This window comes from Altericista sp. CCNU0014, from assembly GCF_044923475.1.
GTDB lineage: Bacteria > Cyanobacteriota > Cyanobacteriia > Thermosynechococcales > Thermosynechococcaceae > JAAURS01.
In genome coordinates, this window is record NZ_CP137338.1 from 335978 (window position 1) to 353927 (window position 17950).

At 46.1% G+C, this 17950-nt stretch carries 19 protein-coding genes; 5 read left to right on the forward strand and 14 right to left on the reverse strand.

The window, feature by feature from the left end; all coding sequences use genetic code 11:
• Positions 1 to 18: 18 nt before the first annotated feature.
• From R6H26_RS01700 to R6H26_RS01720, 5 genes are all read right to left on the reverse strand, one after another.
• Positions 19 to 258: an acetyltransferase gene (locus tag R6H26_RS01700; protein WP_404787785.1), complete on the reverse strand. Its 240-nt coding sequence runs from the start codon at positions 256 to 258 to the stop codon at positions 19 to 21.
• 63 nt (positions 259 to 321) lie between these two features.
• A complete protein-coding gene (locus R6H26_RS01705) occupies positions 322 to 645 on the reverse strand; it encodes a hypothetical protein (protein ID WP_404787786.1) in 324 nt (107 codons plus the stop codon).
• A 260-nt stretch (positions 646 to 905) separates the two neighbouring features.
• Entirely contained in the window at positions 906 to 1352 is a 447-nt protein-coding gene (locus R6H26_RS01710) for a hypothetical protein (protein WP_404787788.1), read from the reverse strand.
• Positions 1353 to 1492: 140 nt separating this feature from the next.
• A complete protein-coding gene (locus R6H26_RS01715) occupies positions 1493 to 2095 on the reverse strand; it encodes a YsnF/AvaK domain-containing protein (protein ID WP_404787789.1) in 603 nt (200 codons plus the stop codon).
• 176 nt (positions 2096 to 2271) lie between these two features.
• The gene (locus tag R6H26_RS01720) at positions 2272 to 3189 is read right to left on the reverse strand and encodes a PRC and DUF2382 domain-containing protein (RefSeq protein ID WP_404787791.1); all 918 of its coding nucleotides are present in this window, start codon (positions 3187 to 3189) and stop codon (positions 2272 to 2274) included.
• Positions 3190 to 3615: 426 nt separating this feature from the next.
• Here R6H26_RS01720 and R6H26_RS01725 point away from each other — a divergent pair, with 426 nt between their 5' ends.
• Positions 3616 to 4317: a hypothetical protein gene (locus tag R6H26_RS01725; protein ID WP_404787793.1), complete on the forward strand. Its 702-nt coding sequence runs from the start codon at positions 3616 to 3618 to the stop codon at positions 4315 to 4317.
• A 264-nt stretch (positions 4318 to 4581) separates the two neighbouring features.
• Here R6H26_RS01725 and R6H26_RS01730 read toward each other — a convergent pair whose 3' ends face one another.
• Positions 4582 to 5067: an orange carotenoid protein N-terminal domain-containing protein gene (locus R6H26_RS01730; protein WP_404787794.1), complete on the reverse strand. Its 486-nt coding sequence runs from the start codon at positions 5065 to 5067 to the stop codon at positions 4582 to 4584.
• Between the two features lie 163 nt (positions 5068 to 5230).
• Here R6H26_RS01730 and R6H26_RS01735 point away from each other — a divergent pair, with 163 nt between their 5' ends.
• A complete protein-coding gene (locus tag R6H26_RS01735; RefSeq protein WP_404787796.1) occupies positions 5231 to 5593 on the forward strand; it encodes a hypothetical protein in 363 nt (120 codons plus the stop codon).
• Between the two features lie 56 nt (positions 5594 to 5649).
• On the opposite strand, the gene R6H26_RS01740 is transcribed toward R6H26_RS01735, so the two are convergent.
• From R6H26_RS01740 to R6H26_RS01750, 3 genes are all read right to left on the reverse strand, one after another.
• A complete protein-coding gene (locus R6H26_RS01740) occupies positions 5650 to 6237 on the reverse strand; it encodes a class I SAM-dependent DNA methyltransferase (protein WP_404787797.1) in 588 nt (195 codons plus the stop codon).
• Positions 6230 to 6382, reverse strand: a complete 153-nt coding sequence (locus R6H26_RS01745) for a hypothetical protein (protein ID WP_404787799.1) — start codon at positions 6380 to 6382, stop codon at positions 6230 to 6232. The genes R6H26_RS01740 and R6H26_RS01745 overlap by 8 nt, the downstream gene beginning before the upstream one ends.
• 285 nt (positions 6383 to 6667) lie before the next feature.
• Positions 6668 to 7894: an RNA-guided endonuclease InsQ/TnpB family protein gene (locus R6H26_RS01750; RefSeq protein ID WP_404783167.1), complete on the reverse strand. Its 1227-nt coding sequence runs from the start codon at positions 7892 to 7894 to the stop codon at positions 6668 to 6670.
• Between the two features lie 832 nt (positions 7895 to 8726).
• On the opposite strand from R6H26_RS01750, the gene R6H26_RS01755 reads away from it, so the two are divergent.
• Both R6H26_RS01755 and R6H26_RS01760 read left to right on the forward strand, forming a co-directional pair.
• The gene (locus tag R6H26_RS01755) at positions 8727 to 9488 is read left to right on the forward strand and encodes a DUF3891 family protein (RefSeq protein WP_404787801.1); all 762 of its coding nucleotides are present in this window, start codon (positions 8727 to 8729) and stop codon (positions 9486 to 9488) included.
• A 23-nt stretch (positions 9489 to 9511) separates the two neighbouring features.
• Positions 9512 to 10039 (forward strand): GAF domain-containing protein, encoded by a 528-nt coding sequence (locus R6H26_RS01760; protein ID WP_404787802.1) that lies wholly within the window; start codon positions 9512 to 9514, stop codon positions 10037 to 10039.
• Positions 10040 to 10183: 144 nt separating this feature from the next.
• Here R6H26_RS01760 and R6H26_RS01765 read toward each other — a convergent pair whose 3' ends face one another.
• The 4 genes from R6H26_RS01765 to R6H26_RS01780 all read right to left on the reverse strand — a co-directional run bounded on the left by R6H26_RS01765 (position 10184) and on the right by R6H26_RS01780 (position 14030).
• Positions 10184 to 10387 carry a hypothetical protein gene (locus R6H26_RS01765; RefSeq protein WP_404787804.1) on the reverse strand — a complete coding sequence of 68 codons (204 nt, stop codon included), beginning with the start codon at positions 10385 to 10387 and terminating at the stop codon, positions 10184 to 10186.
• A 254-nt stretch (positions 10388 to 10641) separates the two neighbouring features.
• Complete coding sequence (locus R6H26_RS01770; protein ID WP_404787806.1) at positions 10642 to 11748, reverse strand: saccharopine dehydrogenase family protein; 1107 nt, start codon at positions 11746 to 11748, stop codon at positions 10642 to 10644.
• 36 nt (positions 11749 to 11784) lie between these two features.
• Entirely contained in the window at positions 11785 to 13479 is a 1695-nt protein-coding gene (gene crtO, locus R6H26_RS01775) for a beta-carotene ketolase CrtO (RefSeq protein ID WP_404787808.1), read from the reverse strand.
• A 341-nt stretch (positions 13480 to 13820) separates the two neighbouring features.
• Positions 13821 to 14030 (reverse strand): chlorophyll a/b-binding protein, encoded by a 210-nt coding sequence (locus tag R6H26_RS01780; protein ID WP_404787810.1) that lies wholly within the window; start codon positions 14028 to 14030, stop codon positions 13821 to 13823.
• A gap of 271 nt (positions 14031 to 14301) precedes the next feature.
• On the opposite strand from R6H26_RS01780, the gene R6H26_RS01785 reads away from it, so the two are divergent.
• Positions 14302 to 15351: a hemerythrin domain-containing protein gene (locus R6H26_RS01785; protein WP_404787811.1), complete on the forward strand. Its 1050-nt coding sequence runs from the start codon at positions 14302 to 14304 to the stop codon at positions 15349 to 15351.
• A 286-nt stretch (positions 15352 to 15637) separates the two neighbouring features.
• On the opposite strand, the gene R6H26_RS01790 is transcribed toward R6H26_RS01785, so the two are convergent.
• A complete protein-coding gene (locus R6H26_RS01790) occupies positions 15638 to 17890 on the reverse strand; it encodes a hypothetical protein (RefSeq protein WP_404787812.1) in 2253 nt (750 codons plus the stop codon).
• Positions 17891 to 17950 lie beyond the last annotated feature (60 nt).

The window sequence follows — 17950 nt, forward strand, 5'->3', positions numbered from 1 at the left end:
CTCCTAATGTATATAGACCTATGTCTTTTGGTAGTTAGCGTCAAGCCAACAACGCGGCAAACGCTCTCCTGAAGGAAAAATCAAGCTTTGCTTCGGCACCGACTCAGGATCTTGCTCTTCTTCACCTGCTTGTACTCGAACCATTACTTGGCTCTGATTGGGACTGATTACCTCTAAAATGTCTAGTATTTCGACTAGGGTTCCATTGTCTTCTTTCTGTAGCAGCATTTTCTCTCTCAAACTTTGGAAATTTAACATTAAAGATTCAACAGACTTATCTGTGAATCTTTAAGTAGATTTAGATTGCAAACTTAGTTGAATTTACTTGTGTTTCCCGATCCATTTTGCGGCAATTGCGCCTAGAGCAGCTCCAATTAAAGGATTGCTAAAAAACTTTACTAAAGCAGGTTGATCTGCTAAAACTTCTTGAAAAACATCTGGATGGTTGTGATATAAAAAACCTGCTAATTTGCTGACATCGTCGGCTGTCATGTGGCGAGTATTATGAGTAGATAGTCCGAGCTGTTGTTCTAAGTCGCGCTCTTTTATCCCTCTCTTCTTGAAACGATCCAAAAATTCTTTGGCAACGTCGTCTCTTTCGTTTGGTTTGATTTGTGCGATCGCCCTTTGCAATTCTGGTTCCATTTGATTTGAAGGAACGCGATCGGGATGGAACGAGTTTTTGAAGAGTTGATGGCGCTCGTCCCGAGACGAGCGCTGTGCAAAATCGTCAAAGGTTTGATAGCTCGATGAAGAGCTGGTATCATCATCCAGGCTTTCTGAATTTCCCCCTGCTAAGTCTTTCATGACTTGACGTTTATAATCATCGCTACTAGACATTTTTGACAGACTCCTAAACTTGAATTTAATATGAGTTAGGTTGGAGAGGTTTGGAAAGACTCGAGCTAACCGTTCCCTTGAAACTCGACCCGATTAGATTGAGCATCGTAAAGCGTAGTTAGAATTAATTTCTTATCGGGCGCGTACATCAGTACGGTTAGATCTTGATTCGGGAAATTTTTGTGAAATCCTTGAGCGAGCGATTTTGCTAGATCTTTCACTTCGTTGGGGCGAACTTGAGGCGAGATAACGACGCCTAATTTGTTATTGTCGCGGACAAAAGCATCCTTAATGAGACCTTTGCTCGCATCTACGACCCAGTCACCAAAACTTTGTTCTTTGGCAGAATTTCCTCTTGCCAGTTGCTGGTATCTAGAAAGCGCAGTTATAGAAGATGGAATTTGTGCTTGAGGCTTAGAGGGTGAAACAGCTGAGCAGGCAGTGGTAAACACCAGTACTAAAACAAGCACAAAGCTAACCAAACCTTTTTGATAACTTTGAAAAGCGTTCATCTTTTTATTCCTTAATGTCTTGAACCTTTTTAAGAGATAAACTTGTTTGAATGTGTCTAGATCGAGAGATTCTACTTGTTACTTGTCTTGATTGTAGAAATCCCTTATCATTCAAATGAGTATTTCATAGGATTGACGAGCTATTGCGTTGAACCTCGCAAAGCAATCTCAATGCAGAATGTCTCGCAGTTAGTATGATGAGAAGCAGAAATCGCATCTAGAAAGTCGCGAGCATCTTGTACGGAGTTAAACTCGCCTTTAACTAATTCTGGAAGGCTTGAAGTTCTATTTAAAGCTGAAGATCTTGTCTCGTTGATGTTGATAGAACTTAGTTTTAAGTTTTCACTTGCTATCGTGCTCTCCTGTAAATCTTCTCGTACGAGCGTAAAATCCTCTAAGTCTATTTCTGCAATCATTTTGTACTCTGGCACGATCTGCTCTACTATTAGCTTTTCGCGTCTGACAGGTACTTTAATCTCGATCGTTCGCGTTTCTACTTCTTTGCGCACGACGACTTCGCCTGATTTGCGTCTAGTAAAGTTAACCATCAAGCGCTCTTCTAACAAAGGAAAAACTTTTGGAGTTAATGTATTTGAATCTACAGGTGCACGAACTTTTGGGTCAAAATCACGTTCCCGTAGTATATTGTGAGATTCGTCAGATGCCATTGTTTTACCTAAGACTGCTTTTGATAATGCAGTTCGCGCTTTGATTCCAGGTTTTTTTTGATAGGTTGCAGGCAATATTAAAAAAAATACTTAACATTGCCTGTATCAGCTAGAAAAGGCGATTCCACTCTGACAAAATGAGTTTTATAACGTACTGCCTGAGAAATTTTAGGAGTTCTGGACTGCCTTCAGTGATTCTCTAAGAAGACGCAAATCCAAGTCGATCGCCTTACGTAACGTTACTAAAAAGCCTATACGTTGTCCTGTGCGACAGAACGATCTTGAATGTCCATGTCCAGCTCTTCGCGGCGTAAAGTTTCCTCAGTCGTAGCGGTATCTCGATCTACAACCTTACTGACTTGGACTTCTTCACGTACGAATGCTTCCTTGTGAAATTCAGGCACTTCCTCGTAAACATCAATGCGAGCGACTTCTCCCTCTTGAAAACTAGCTTCACTGGCAGGAATTACAGTTCCTCCGCTGGCAGGAACGCGCTCGACTACAACTCGCTCTTTTTCAACATCTACAGAAGCTTGAGCGGTTTCGGTTTCGACGCGTTTGCTGATGACAGCTTCTCCCGTCCGCTGACGAGTTTTTCCGGCAATCAGTCTTTCTTCGTAGAGTTTCAGGTTGGGATGGCTCTCTTCCTTGATATCGTATAGGTCTGGGTCTCTATCATAAGAGTACGTATTGCGGTCGTAACCCGCATAGCCCGCTTCTAAATCCAAAATAGGTGCAGTATTTGCAGTGGAGGGGGCGCTTTCTGCACCCGCATACCCTACGCCGTAGGATGCCGGAGCGTCGTACGTACTGTCTCTCGAAGAACGATAAACGCCTCGTACCTCTTCTTCGCGCTCGTAATCGACTATCGTATCCTCAGTAAATTCTGGAAGGTTCTCTACCTGACTCCTAGTGAGGCTATCTGCATAAACGCGGCTGTCATTGTAATCAATGCGAGCGCGACCGATGGGTAGCAAGACCTTCTTGCCCAAGATCCAAAGTCCTGTATTGATAACCAAATATCTGAACTTACCCGAATCGTCTACGAGAATATCGTCCACCGAACCTATCTTTTCATTACCCGAGTAAAGATCTAATCCCTTAATATCCCGATCGTCGAGATGGCTTCGATAGTCAGGGTCGTACTCTTTAATCTTATATAAAGTCATATCGATTTCCTTGGTTTCCCTACATACAGCTGACTCCTTTAAGCGTATGTAATCTCTTAGCTTGGTTCCTCTCTAGATAGGCTGATTTAAGTGCTTTCAGAGGGAGGAGGTGTTTGAGTTGAATGGTGTCGCGACTCGATAACCTTAGGAGCCAGAGACTTAAAGCGACGGACACTAGTCCGAAAACACATTTAGAAGCATACAATCGCCCGAGATAATACTCTCTAGGTTTACAGACATTTTGATTTACGTAAAAATATACAAACCCTGACTTTAAATAAATCTTGAAAGAAACTATAGTATTTACTTCAGTCCTTTTGCGATTTATTTGGTGTCAATACCCAATAGGAAGGAACTCCTTATATTCCTTCGGACACTTCCAAAGTTTGCGATGAGCTATGTAATGTTGTTTTACCTTGGCAACGCGTGTTTTGGGCTGTATCGCAAAATAAGGAACTTTTTAATATGACATACTCTGATAGACCAGTAAGCCGTGGGACGGAACCATACGCCGTTAATCCTGTGATTGAATATCATGATCGCGTGCGTTGGGGACCCATCGTAGCAGGGCTAGTAGTCGCGCTCAGCACCCAACTAATATTGAGCGCTTTGGGAGCAGCAGTTGGCCTCACGAATATTTCAGATTCAGGTGCGCCACGTTCGAACGCAGATGAGGTAGGTACGGCAGTAGGTATTTGGGCAATTATTAGTCTATTCATTTCGCTGTTTGTTGGTGGATGGACCACCACTCGCGCGTGCGGTCCGATCAATCGTAAGACTGCTTTATTAAATGGAGCAATTCTTTGGGCATCAACATTGACGATTAGTGCTTGGCTGCTTTCTAGCGGTGTATCTGGAGCGTTTGGTATTGTCGCTTCTAATGCAGGAGAAGTCATCAACCAAGCTCAGCAAAGTGGTGTTAATCCTCCGGCAAATGCGCCAAATGTAGCGCCGACAGCGCAGCAAGCAAGGGATATTGCAGGTAATGCAGCTAAGGTTGGTTGGTCGTTTGCCCTAGGATCTCTTTTAGGTCTAGCCGCTTCCTTGATCGGTGCGTCTGCAGGCGCTCGCAATCCCCACTCAGAGAGAAATCGCGAAGAAAGAAGCCGCGACCTGATTCACGAGTAAAACCGCTTAATTCTAGATTTCTTCTTTCCACGTTCTATTAATCCCATACCCTGCCTTGCTTGACCTACTCTAAGCAAGGCTTTTTGACGGGACAAAAAGGAAAAAAGCTAGGGCTGGATTTTAGCACTAGCTTTCTTTCTAAGGTTATTTAATCTCTTGTTTTAAGGCTATTTCCACCATAGAAACTACCAGCTGTTGTGTAGGGGTGCAAGGCCTTGCACCCCTACTACTCGGTATTCTCTTTTCTAGAAATTGCTTAACTACCTAATTGCCATTACCGATTGAATTCGAGTTTACTCCCATGTCAGCGACAAGGTCTCTTAAGGCTGTAATTTGCTCGGAATACTCTAATGATTGAAGCTGAGTCAAACATTGAGAAGCCTGAGGTTCGAGGTTGTAGTTCTCTGGCATTGGAATAATTTCAGACCGATCCATTCCTTGAGCGAGTAAATACCAGAACAGAAGTTTTGTAGTATCGCTCAAGGCACCATATTCTCGGCTTATGGTATTGTCTGTTCGCTCTACAAGATCGCGCTGAACTTGTAGTTGCTCTTCGTGACTCATGCCCAAGACTTGTTGAAACAAGCCTTCAGCAACTGCAGGAGATGCCGTGCTAGCTCCAGGTGCAGCAGGAGTAATGGATTTACCCACTTCTTTATAAATGAACCAAAGCAGTGCGAGTTTTTGATCGGTCGAGATAGAATTAAAGCTTGAAATGAGCTGGGGATTTAGATTGGAAGTAACGGACATAGAAGAATTACAAACTCATCCTCCTCAAGCTACCGATTATTGCGTTTTGATAACATTGACTTTAGAGAGAGATTGATGGATGACAAAAGACAGATCGAAACTAAGACAGAAAGTGGTTAAATAGTAACAATCTTTTGAATGCGCGCTAATCGCTCACTTTGAAATGGATAATACTTTGGAGAGACGATCTCAAGCTCATATAAGGGGCATTAACGAACCAGTTATCGATCGATACTTCACAGAGTTAAATAAAGGCGATTTCATTTCTGTTTCTGAAATGTTTTCGCCAGAAGGTTTGCTTTATCCACCCTTTGAAAAGGAGATCTGCGGTAGAGATTTAATTGCTAGTTATTTGCAATCCGAAGCAAAAGGAATAAAGGTGCTTCCTGAATTCGGTATGCTGAAAGATAGCGGAGATGGCTTTAATACCTATCAAGTAATGGGCATTGTTAAGACGAGTTTTTTTTGCAGTCAATGTCTATTGGCTCATCCAACTCAATCTTCAAAAGGAAATTATGTCGGTTGAGGTAAAGCTTTTAGCAGAATTGCAAGATCTGCTATCCTTCAAGCGCGGGTGACCGTTTATGATGCGCGTTGAAAGAGATCGAGACGGTACTTTGCCTTCCTTTTAGCTTGGAGATGTTGAAGGCGGTCTGGGATTAATTCTAAGAACGAATCATGTACCTCGTCTCCTGTAAGCGGATAATCAGGCGATCGCGGTAACCAATGAACTAAAAGCAGGTGTCCGTTTGGTTCTAAAAGTTCCAGTATTTGCTGTTGTGTGGTTTGAAGGTCTTGAGGGCACGAGTAATATCCGACTTCAGAAACCAAAATGAGATCGAACTTTTCCTGAGGGTGCTCTTGGGGAAAGTTTAAGATTTGAAAGCGAACTTGGGGAAGCTGTTGGCAGCGCTCAATAGCTTGTTGCTGCGCTAGTGGGGAGACATCTATAGATAAAACCGAGTCGCAGAATTGCGCGAGCTTCTCAGTGAGTACGCCGATAGAGCCGCCAATTTCAAATGCAGAGCGATACCGAGGCTGAGGCAATGCTGCAATTGTCGCAGCATATTTGTTTGCTTCGTATTCGCTGGTTGCAAACTTCCACGGATCTGGATCGGTTTGGTAGAGCGCTTCGAAGTATTCGGGAGGCAAAGACTGAGAATTATTCATGTATTGACGGACTCCCTTCTAGGTAGACTTCCCAAGGACGAGCGAAGTTGCTTAACATTTGAGGCGTCAGGCAAAAGCCAGCCGGATCGTCATCGATAAAAGACGTGGTTTGGGAACGGTAAGTGGCGATCGCCCGTTGTTTCAACTCAACGACCTCGGCAATGTCTAAGCGCCAAATCTTGTTTGGAGTTGAACGATAGGTTCCTCGCTGTTGTGGGTCCCAGTCCCATATCGGATATTCGAGCGTCCTAGGAAATAGTGTGGTTTGCGCTAGCGCGGCCTGAAGAAGCTGCCAAGTCGCGCGGTGATCGGGATGGGGGTCGCAGCGCCATGGCGCAAAAATAAGCGTTGGGGTGACTTTGGCAAGATAATCGCCACATCTAGTAGCGGCAGCCTCGAAGGTCGGCTAGTAACGTCGCCGCAAGGTGAATTACCCGACGTTCACCTGAGTACAGGTAGAACGCGGGCTTCCCAGCTCAACCGCAACAGCCTCGACAGTAGTGGATTTGCGTCCATACCGCTTTGGTCTTACATCGCGTCCTTGGGCAGTAGCGCTGATTCCCAACGCCAAGATCCGTAAGCCTTCATTTCTGATATTGATGGCTGCATTCACATCTCGGTCATGACGCTCATGACAATAAGGGCATTCAAACGACCGAACAGACAAATCCATCTTTGGAACTGGCAGCAACGTCAAATGACACAAGTGTGACGATGGGAAAAATCGCCCAATCTCTAGGTAGATTTTTCCGTCAAATTCAGCCTTGTATTTGAGCATGGTACAAAATGTCGCCCAACCTGCATCGCTGATTGCTTTAGCAAGATTGTGATTTTGGACCATATTTTTGACTGCCAGGTTTTCTACAACAATAACTTGGTTCTCGTTCACTGTCTTACGGGACAGCTTGTGTAGAAAATCAGCGCGCACTCTCGCAATTTTAGAATGCACTTTTGCCACTGCAAGTTTTGCTTTGCGCCGCTTGTTCGTGGTTTTATCCTTTTTACGGGATAGTTTGCGCTGTTTACGTTTTAAGTTGCGCTCATGTTTTTGCAGATGCCTGGGATTCTGATATTTTGAGCCGTCTGATGTGACAGCAAAATCAATTAACCCCAAATCAATCCCAATCGCCTTCCCTTCACTACTGGGTTCTGGCTTTTCAATGCCATCCTCAACCAATAGAGAAGCGTAATAGCGACCATCTGGCATTCTGGATATCGTCACCGTTCTCAGCTTCCCGGAAACATCGCGATGCACCTTAGCCTTTACAGTCCCTAGATTTCCAGGAAACTTAATTTCAGTTTGGCTGAGCACTTTGACATTTGCGGGATATTGCAGGGATTGACGATCAAACTTACTTTTGAAGGTTGGGTATTGGGCTCGACCATCAAAGAAGTTGATGAATGCCTGAGACAAATTCAAAACGGATTGCTGAAGACATTGAGAATAACAAGTTTTCAACCAATCATGCTCAGCCTTCCACAACGGAATTTGTTTCTTCATGTCAAAGGCAGAAACCCCTTTCCCCGTCTCTTTATAGGTCAAGGATATGACTGCAAGAGACTGGTTCCAGACCCAACGAACACACCCAAAGGCTTGAGCCAAATGAGCTTGCTGTGCATCTGTGGGATAAAGCCTGATCTTCACTGCTTTCAACATATTCACATATTATCACACTCATTAAATTGCGATAATATAAAAATAAGTGATTTTGCGAGACATTATTTGTTCGTCTCGGCACTGTTACCTTCTCTCGCCTCCGGCATTGCTCAGGCAACGTACCTCGACTCACGCGTCTCTCATCCCGTCGCTCGCCTGGATACAGGTAGAGCGCGGGGCTTCCCGCCTACAAGCTAAATGGGGGCAACCTGCGTATCTCCATCAGTAAATGTCGAGCAATTGCAACAGAATCATCGCTACAGTTGTTAGCTAATAAAATAACTTCATAACAGTTAGAGTCTAAAGCTTTCCCTTGAAAGTCGACTTGAAAAGCTAATGCGCTCAAGCACTTGTTCAGCAACTCTGCTTCATCCCTGATGGGAATTACAATGCATATTTGACACTACGGTGACGGACGAGACCGAACTAAAGGTTCGAATTCTTTATCTTGCAATAAGCAAACGTTAGTGGCTATGCTGCTCGCGCACCTAGAACTCATATAATTTAATATATTTAACTTTAGAAGAACTGATTTAAAGCGTTTCCTTCTACAACTAGCATATCGATTCATTAAGAATCGTAAATCCGCCTTTTGATATATTACTCATTGAGGAAAATTTAGTTTAATAAGTTTAACCTAAGGTTGTATTCTGTTGAGATTAATCCGATTAAAGCAATGCTAGTGCATTGCATGACATTAGGATTAGGACTGAAGTTGTTTTAAGGTGCAATCTATCGCCTTTAAAGGTATGACTTTAACTGTAAAAATTTTAATGAAAAGAATTTCAATTTTTGCAGAATTGAGTTTTAGTGGTAATGGGAAGGTTCGGCAATGATCGTCAATCCCTTGCCGGACGGCTGGCAAATTATCTACCATCGCGCTCATGCCATGTTAGCAGCACAAATTGCCGGGCAGTGGCGACGTAAAGATGCTCCTCCAAGGCTCTACGAAACAATTGCTGCCATTTCCCATCACGACGATTTAGAAAAAGAGTGGGAGGAAAACAACCTTACATCAGCTGGAGCGCCGAGAGACTTCACGATGGATGCAGAAACACCCTACGAGTTACTGCAAAAACATTTAGAAGGCGCGCTCTATCGGGGACGTTGGGTTGCTTTATTAAACTCCATGCATTTATGCCGATTGAACCAAAGTGCAAAAGGAAAATCGGCGGAAGCGGACGCATTCTTAAAACAGCAGTTAGAAAATCAAAAGCAATGCCGTAAAGAACTGAAGATAAGCAAGGCCGATGTCGATAAAGCCTATGCCTTTATGCAATGGTGCGATCGCCTATCACTCATCCTGTGCCAACAGCAGCTCCCCGATGACGAACGCGCGTTGGAAATCAGTAAGGGGCACGATGATAAACGCTATGACGTGGTTCGGTTTGCTAACGATTTAATAACCGTCACGCCTTGGTGTTTTGAAGACGATCGCTTTACGGTCAATGTAGAGGCATCGATCTTAAATGAAGTGAAATTTGCCGATAACGCGAGCCTTACTGAATCTCTCAAAAAGGCTCCGCGTACTATCCTAGAGTGGACTTTTGTAAAAGATGAAAAGCTGTCTATGAAAGAAAATTCCTTGGGGTAAACGCATTAAGTTTCAGGAAAACAATGAGTCAAGAACTTCCTCGCTCGCTCGCTCGAATTTTTGAAATGTCTCAGGTGCCTGAAGTTCTTTTCTCGGAACTGATGCCTGCCTTAGGGCGTTTCTTGGACTGCGATCGCTGCTTTTTGTACTTGCGAAATCCTGAAACTGCCGTTGGCCGAGTAGAATTTTGCTGGGTGCGCGATGCTACTATCCCTGAAATCTACGACAAGGAATGGAAGAAGGAGTCAAAGTTTCTAGCGAGCCAAGATCCTATGTTTGCTGCCGCTTTGAGCGCTAAGCCTTCTATTTTTGTCGAAGATATTAGAACAACTAGTCCCGAGATTTTAAACCGAGAGTTCGAAGAGAAAAATTTCGGCCATCGCGCGCTCATCCACGCTCATTTATGCCAGCAAGGTCAATTGTGGGGGGTTTTGCAACTTTGCAGTTTTAAGAACCCCAAAACTTGGACTGAGGTAGATCGACAAGCTATCAAACGAGTTGTTTTAGCGATTACGCCTATTGCTGTTGGCTATGTTACGTCGGTAATGTAGCGAAATTAAGCTGTTTCTGACTAAAATTAACTAAAAAGGCCCATAGGCTTTAATACAACCTACAGGCTCTATATTGGGAGCATCCCGCTTTCGCAAACGCTGCCACGATTTCAATCGCTAAATTTCAATATGGGACGATCTCCTCTATCCTTCTTTCTTAATAACTTGTTCTTGAGCTTTTTCTTCCTCATTCTGCGCCTTAATTAATTCCTTAGGATGTTCTACTAGTTCGGCAGCTTGCTCGTAGGCTTCTTCGCGAGTTTCAGCAGGTTTGGTCAGCTCGAAAGGCTGGACGACTTCTTCAGAATTCCTATCAATTCCAGGCTCGGCGTATCCGTTCAAAGGCATCAGCAAGCTGGTAGCACAGATTAACCCTAGCAAACTAAGCGTCCAAACGCACTTTATGACAAGGTTTCTTATAGAGTTCAAAATTATCACGGTATATTATCTCCACGTATGTATGACGAAATTTCAGCTTTAAAGCTTCGAAATTGAAACTGAAAGTGTTTTTAGTTGCTGACCTTTAAAGCCACGTTATCAGTTATCGCTTTGTCAATCTTCTTCCCAAAGATGGATTCAACTCGCAGGTTGAGAACGGGGACTTAATACCAGTTCTGCGTTACTACAAGTCCTCTACTTGCAAGCATTTTCTCGAAATCAGCAGTGGTAACAGCAGCTTCAACAGGCCACACCCCTGGCTTCTGGATCTGCTGCGACAACATAAATTGGCCGATGCTACCCGTGCCCAAGCCCGTAGCTATTGCCGCGCTGTCGTGAACGAATGTGGAATAATAGCGAGCTGGCATACCGTTTTTTTGCCCCAGAACGTCCACGCGAATAGCAACACCCGTACCGCTAAATCGATCTGTCACGCTTGTCATTCGATGGCTGATATGGGCTAGAGCTTCTATAAAGCTAGGATGTTGCATTAACTTTTGGGGAAATAAGTGCGCTGTCATCCAGGTAAGGTGATTGTAAAAATCTGGCAACGTACCAAATTTAGTCGTAACCGTCTTTACAGGAAAGTTTTTCGCTAAGGTAAAAGACTCTGGCATATCAAACCAGTAAACACTCGCCTTTCCAAAAGGGTCTGGAAAATTCACCGTTTCCCGGTCCGTATAAGGGCTAATTTTTTGCCAACGGCCGTCTACCCAAGCATCAAAAGCGTGTTGGATATTGAGGAATGTAGTGCGCATTACCGTCACGCCCGCACCTCCCGACCCGGCGACCACGTATTTAATTTGGATCTCCTCAGGTGCCTCTAATTGCTCGATACCTTGACGTACCATGCTATTTGAAATACCAGGAAAGACTCCCGTGTTGATAATGGCCGTAACCCCGGCAGCTTCAGCAGACGAAGCATTCTCTAGCGCCGCTTGCGTAAAAACGCGATCGTCGCTGACGTCAACGTAATTCACTCCTTCCGCAATGCAGGTTTTCAGTGCCGCAGTCGTTCGCTGGCGGAACGGCCCCGCACAATGGACGACTAAGTCAACCGGGGAGATCGCCGCAGACAAACTGGACTCGTCTGCTAAATCTAGGGGCAGATACTGGAGTCGATCGCTGAATTGTTCTAGTAAAGGAGAAGTGGCAGTAGCCGTCGAACGTCCTGTAACAACAACTTGGGCTTGCGTATGCGTGAGGAGATCTAGGGCGACGCTAGTCCCAATTCTGCCACGACCTCCTAGAATTAAAACCTTGCTTTGCATGACAGTTTTTCTTGTAGGGCAATCTTAATGACAAACCTAAATGGTTCCCAAAACAGATTGAACGGTGGATTGAATGGAGTCTTTTGCATCTTTTATAGCTTGCACCATAGAGTTCTGGTTTTGCAAAAATGCACGGGCGCAGTTACGACCTGGCATGCCTGAAATCGAACCACCGGGATGGGTACCCGCCCCGCTTAAAAATAGACCTTCAACGGGCGTTTTGTAGTTGGCCAGCTCGGGCAGAGGGCGGAAAAATATCATTTGCTCTAAGCTCATATCAATGTGATAGTAATTTCCCTTGAGGACGCCCAGCCGCTCCCCTAATTCAGCAGGGCTCTCCACCCGACGCGCTATGATGGCGTTTTTTAAGTTGGGCGCGTAATCGGCTAGCTTGTCGATGACGCGATCGGCTACTTTATTCTTTAATTCGTCGGTCCATCCCGTTCCATGCAGCCCGGTACCTTCTGCATTCTCAACTTGGTAAGGTGCAAAAAACTCGATCCAGAGCGTGTGTTTGCCCTCAGGAGCCATTGTAGGATCGAGCATTGTGGGCATAACGACATACATTGACGGATCGGAATCTGGAATTTTCCCGATGCTCGGATCGCTGTGAGCTGTTTCTACTTGCTTGACTGAATCTGCAATTAAAACCGAGCCAATCAAATATTCATCTTGGTGCTCGTGATGCTCGAAGCGTAAAGGTTCCGATAACGCGCAGTCGATTTTGAGGATTGTTTCGTTGTTGTTGGCAATTCGACGCTCGAGACGCTCGCGAAGTGCAGAATCTGCGTTATCTACATCGCCACTATCTACTAGGTGTAGAAACAAACGTTGGGCGTCAATATTGGAAATCACTCCGCATTTAGCTCGGTACTCGGATCCGCCCTTAACGCGAACCCCTACAGCTCGACCATCATCGATTAAGACCTTTTCGACTGCTCGGTCGGTCAATACTTCGCCTCCTAAGCTGGAGATTAAGTTGAGCAGAGCCGATACTAAAGCACCAGTTCCTCCGACTGGTCTAGCCATGCCGGGGTGGTGACGCATTGCCATCATAATTGCACCAATCGCTAGTGTTTTTTGACTGGGCGGCGCGCCTAGCTCGGAGGCAAGTCTGGCAAGTGGAGCTTTTAAGAATTCCGAGTCGAACCACTCGTTAACGTTATCTTCCGCACTACTTAAAAGCGTGCGAAATAAATCCAATGTTTTGTTGGGTGGTCCTAAAACTGAAAGTAAATCCTTCAGCTTTTGAAGATCGTAATTACCCGCAATATCAATAATAGATTTAGGAGGTGCATTAAAAATGGGAATGATGCCTTGCAGGAGGCGCTGCCAAAAATCTACAAACTCTTTGTACCGCTTGGCATCGCGACTGCTGTAGCGACTAATTTCAGCGCAAGTCGCTTCTACGGACTTGCGTCCTAGAAAATATTTTCCGTCGGGATGGGGGCAAAACACGACCGGATCGCAAAAAAGATACTTTAACCCATGTTTTTCGAGTTCTAACTCTTCAACAACAGGTCCTAAATGAATAAACTCATGATCGATCGCGCAAAGATTAAACTTGAATCCGGGGGCCTCCTCAGGCATTACTTCTTCCGTCGTGGCGCCTCCACCAGGGACAGATCTTTTTTCCAAAACCAAGACGCTATAACCTGCTTTCAATAAGTAGGAGGCGCAAACAAGCCCATTGTGACCTGCTCCAATAATAATCACATCGTATTCTTGCATCTAATTTTTTATCCTACCGAGTATAAATCCGAAAAGATTGCCTAGAGCAGTCAATACCAAACTTTGTTTTTTGGGGGGATGACTTTCGGTCTTTTGCGCGCACGATATTGGTCTTTCAGTCTTTATGACAACGTCACAGTCAAATCTTTGTGACGCTACTTAAAACTATATTCTTCGAAAAATGTGAAAATAATAGAGCACAGATTATTTGGAGATAGGTAAAATACCTATCTCCAAATAAACAACGAGATTTGAGGATGCTATTTTGCTCGTTTGAGTTGCCCAAAAGCGAAATCTCAAGACGTTGTAAGATCGGTTAACCTAGCCTCTAGTACTTTTAACTAGTTAGAGTAAGTAGACCAATGAAAAAGGTCGCGAATTACGCTATATCCTTTCAAGTCCCACAAAAGATAAGCCAGAAAACCTATCATTGCAAATCTTCCATTCCATAGTTCTGCTTGGGGGGTAAATCCAAATAGAAACGTATTACGGTTCTTGCCGTTATAAGCGTTGGCGTCTGCTGCGTTGGTAGTAGTGGTATTGGACTGCATGGTAACCTCTCTTAAGTAAAAGTTATGATGGCTAGCGTGAATTCGAGCATTTTCATCGTATCGATCTCGTCAAGTCGCGGAATCTATCTTTGGTTGTAAATTAACATTAAGATACTGTTGCTTGATTTGGAAGTTGGCCTGGTTTTAGCCTTGTAGCTAGAAGATAGACATGTTAGATCGCTCATTGGAAAGATGGGCTCTGCTCTCCGAAAAGTTAGCCTTTGAGAAGGATCGTTCAGCTTAGAAACGAACGTACATAAGGAGAACACAAATGTCTATTTCATTAGATGACTCAAAGCGTACGGCGATCGCGTGTCAGCTTGCAGGCATTAAAGAAGTGCAAAATCTGCTGATTGCAAACGAAGAGAAGCTGATCTCAGCCTGTAGTGACTCGGAAGTCTGCGATCGCTTTAATAAAATGTTAGAAGACGACCGCAAGAACTTGGGAGTGCTAGATACCGTAATCGTCCAATATGGCGTGCAAGGTGAGCCAAAAGAGACGATTACTCAAATGGTAGAAGAAGTTCGAGACCTGATGGAAGGTTCTGAGCTATCTCTGTATGAAAAGGTTTCTCAGCACGAGTTGTTAAAACACCAGCAGGTAATGTCTGGTTTGCTCGTTCATAAAGCAGCTCAGGTCGTAGGAGCAGACGTTGAAGCTGCTATTACGCCCCTCAATACCGTAAACTTTGAAAATCGCGCCCATCAAGAGCAGCTCAAGGGCATATTAGAAATTTTGGGCGTTCGCGAGCTAACAGGTCAAGAGGCAAAACAAGGATTGTGGGCGCGCGTTCAAGACGCTGTGGCTGCAATTTCGGGCGTTGCAGGTAGTGCTGTTACGCAAGCCAGCGACAAGTCTGACATGAACATCGAAGATATCATCCGAATGGATCACAGTAAAGTTAACACGCTGTTCATGCAAATTGACAATACTAACGATCCTCAAAAGATTCAGGAGTACTTCGGTCAGATTTATAAAGATTTGTCCGTCCATGCAGAAGCTGAAGAGCAGGTCGTGTATCCAGGCGTTCGTCCTTTCTACGGCGAAACCCAAGAGCTATACGACGAGCAAGCTGAAATGAAGGTCATGTTAGAGGAGTTGAAGTCTGCAGATCTTTCCTCTGGCGATACTGTCAACTCATTTAAGGCTCGAATCGAGCAGCTTAAGAGTGCAGTCATGGATCACGTCCGTCAGGAAGAAAGTACTATGTTTGCTGCCATTCGCAACAACTGTAGCGACGAGCAACGGGAGCAAATGGCTACGCAGTTTAAACAAGCAAAAAGCCAGCTTCAAGAGCAACTAATGGCACATGCGAGGTAGGAATTAAATCTCATAAGACGAATTTTATGAGATAAATCAAGCGATCTCAATTTGCTCATAGGTTTCCTAGCAGAGCTTGGAAGCCTATGAACTTTTGGGCTCTAAAGCTTTTGATATTCAGCTTTAAAAACTGAAAGCAGATTAGACAATTATTCCTGCCAGCGAAGTACGCAAGGCGATCTCCGATAGGTCGTTAGCCGCTTGATGTCATCAGCGCGTGCCGCTCGTTCTCAGGCTGCAAGCACTATGACCGCGCGATCGCCGCGAGAGCAATGGAATTGTTCGATCAGCCATTTCTAGCTATCCAATTACTCGACCCGCGCTTGAGTAGAAGTCTGAGCGGGTCTACAAAGAGCGTTGCAGTTTCCAGGATATCTACCCGGCGCTTGCGAGGATTGGTGCTATTTAGCCGTGAAGTTCCGTGTCGATAGATCTGGAACCGATAGATATCACCCTGTAGTGTTACCCCGGCTTGCGTCTGGGCCTGCTGCAGTTCCACATCCGCCGCCAAAGCTTTTCGGAAAGAAACTACGCTCCAAGCCCCCTTTTGAGGAATGGTATTTAAGCCCAAGGCTCGATAAACCCGCGCCATCGCCAAAACCCTAGCTTTATAAAGCTGCACGTCTACCTGCCCCGTCAGCGAAATCGAAAACTTGTTTTGCAGCGCGCTTTCGACATAATCTGCGTGGTCGAAGTCCGGGTATTCAACCACTGTACGGTTGCTTGCAGTGATGACCTGCGGCCCTGCAATACCGTCCCAAGGCAGCGTTCCAGCCTGACCGATCTCCTCCTCTGTCATCGGACTGACCGTAGGCCAGATCGCATTGGGTTCGAAGGTTCGGGCGGCATCGGGGGCCACAGCAGGCCAAAAGGTACTCAGGGCGGCGCAGAGTTTGGCATCCTCTGGAAAGGGACTTCCCAATCCGTAGGCGGCTAAATGCGGTGTTGGAGGCTGAGCGCGTGTTTGGCTGAGGCTGACATCCCACCCCGGTGCGAAGACGCCCGCTGCCGCATCGGGAAGATAGGCGTGGCGCTGGGTTGTAGGCGTATCGAGCTGCGTAAGCTGCACCGGGCCGACTTGAGGTAAAGAAACGATCGCTGTTACGGTCTTGTCCTCGGGTCGGAAATTTGCCCCGGCCAATTGTAGATTTGGCGCAATTCGCTCGTCGGATAGGGTTAACGGCGGTATCCGCCAGAGGTTCTCGCGCAGCGCTGTAGGGACTTCTGTCTCCGTCCATTCCAAAAGCTCTCGCTGATCGCAATTCGGGAAAAAATCTGGAGCCGTTACTAAAGAGTAAGCGGGTACCCGACGGTTCAGATCGGTGGCGAGTTGGGTACATTCCGCGTCAATCCAGCCATCTCCCGTGAAGTCAAGGTAGTGACGGGCGCGATAATTTCCCTGCACGACGGCTGCTTCCACGTCTCGTCGGTCGTTTAGATTTTCTTCCGTGCCGTTTTGCCGCACGATATGGCGCGCGTGGACGTACTCCGGCGCTTGGCGAAAATCGCCTTCAGCTTCAATGAGGAGGCTAGAAGAGAGGGTAGAGCTGTTGGGCGCGACTCGATAGGTGAGAGGCTTCCCTTGATAGGTGGCAGCTTCAATTAATTTAGGGTGCACTGTCGGAACCAATAAACCCGTCCCCAAAGCCGCGTCCGCAGCCCAGTCTGCAATGCCGTCGCGAAAGATAAAGGGAGACTGACTGATATCCGGTTCGCGCCAGCCGCCATCAATGCCCTTTCTGCCAAATTCCAGGTGAATGCGCCGCAGTTTCTCGTTGAGGTGTTGGGCTTTCAGCGTGACTTGCAAATCCAAGCCGCGAATGCATTCATTGCCGTCGAACAACTTATGGAGCGGCACCCAAAAATCTAAAGTCCGGTCGTTCTTCTCAGCCGTATTCTGGAATCGCATCGGGCCAAAGGAATTGGGGTCGCCCTTGCGCTGTACTGCAACGTAGGCCGCGTATCGTGCGGGCAATACTCTCAAGCCGTGGACATCGCCTTCTACAAACGGTAGAAACCCTCTGTGTTTGGGCAAATATGCGGCTGGGGCCGTTCCCACTCGGGAAACGCCGGTCCGGGAGAAGCAATAGTCCGCGTGCTTGAAGTGGACGGTTTCGGCGGCGGGTCGATATTCGCAGGCAAACACGACAATGGCCAGGTTAGTACCCTGCGATCGCGCTCTCAATTCCAGCAGCGAGGGCGGATTGACCCCAAATACATAGTTTTCGACAGCTTCCAATTCGGCTAAGGTGGGGAACGCCTTCAGATCGGCACCGTTGGCTCCCTTGACGACGTTGGGAGAGGCAAGGCCGTGAAACAGCAGGCTGCGGGCGGGTTGACCCGGCGTAATGCCGCGATCGCCTTCTCGGGCAAAGTCCTCAAATCCCGGCAGGCTGCGATCGATGCCGATCAGGGGCCGACCCAGTTCGGCCTTCAGATCCGCTGCCGTAATATCCAGGCCGTGGCGGGCAAACAGCGCTTGCCATCCCTGGGGTGCAAGACGACCCAGCACCGTTCTGACGCGATCGATTAAAGCCATCGCAATGAGGTTCCTTTTCAAGCTGAATTGACGTTGGCCGAGCCTGTGCCTAGGGATTGA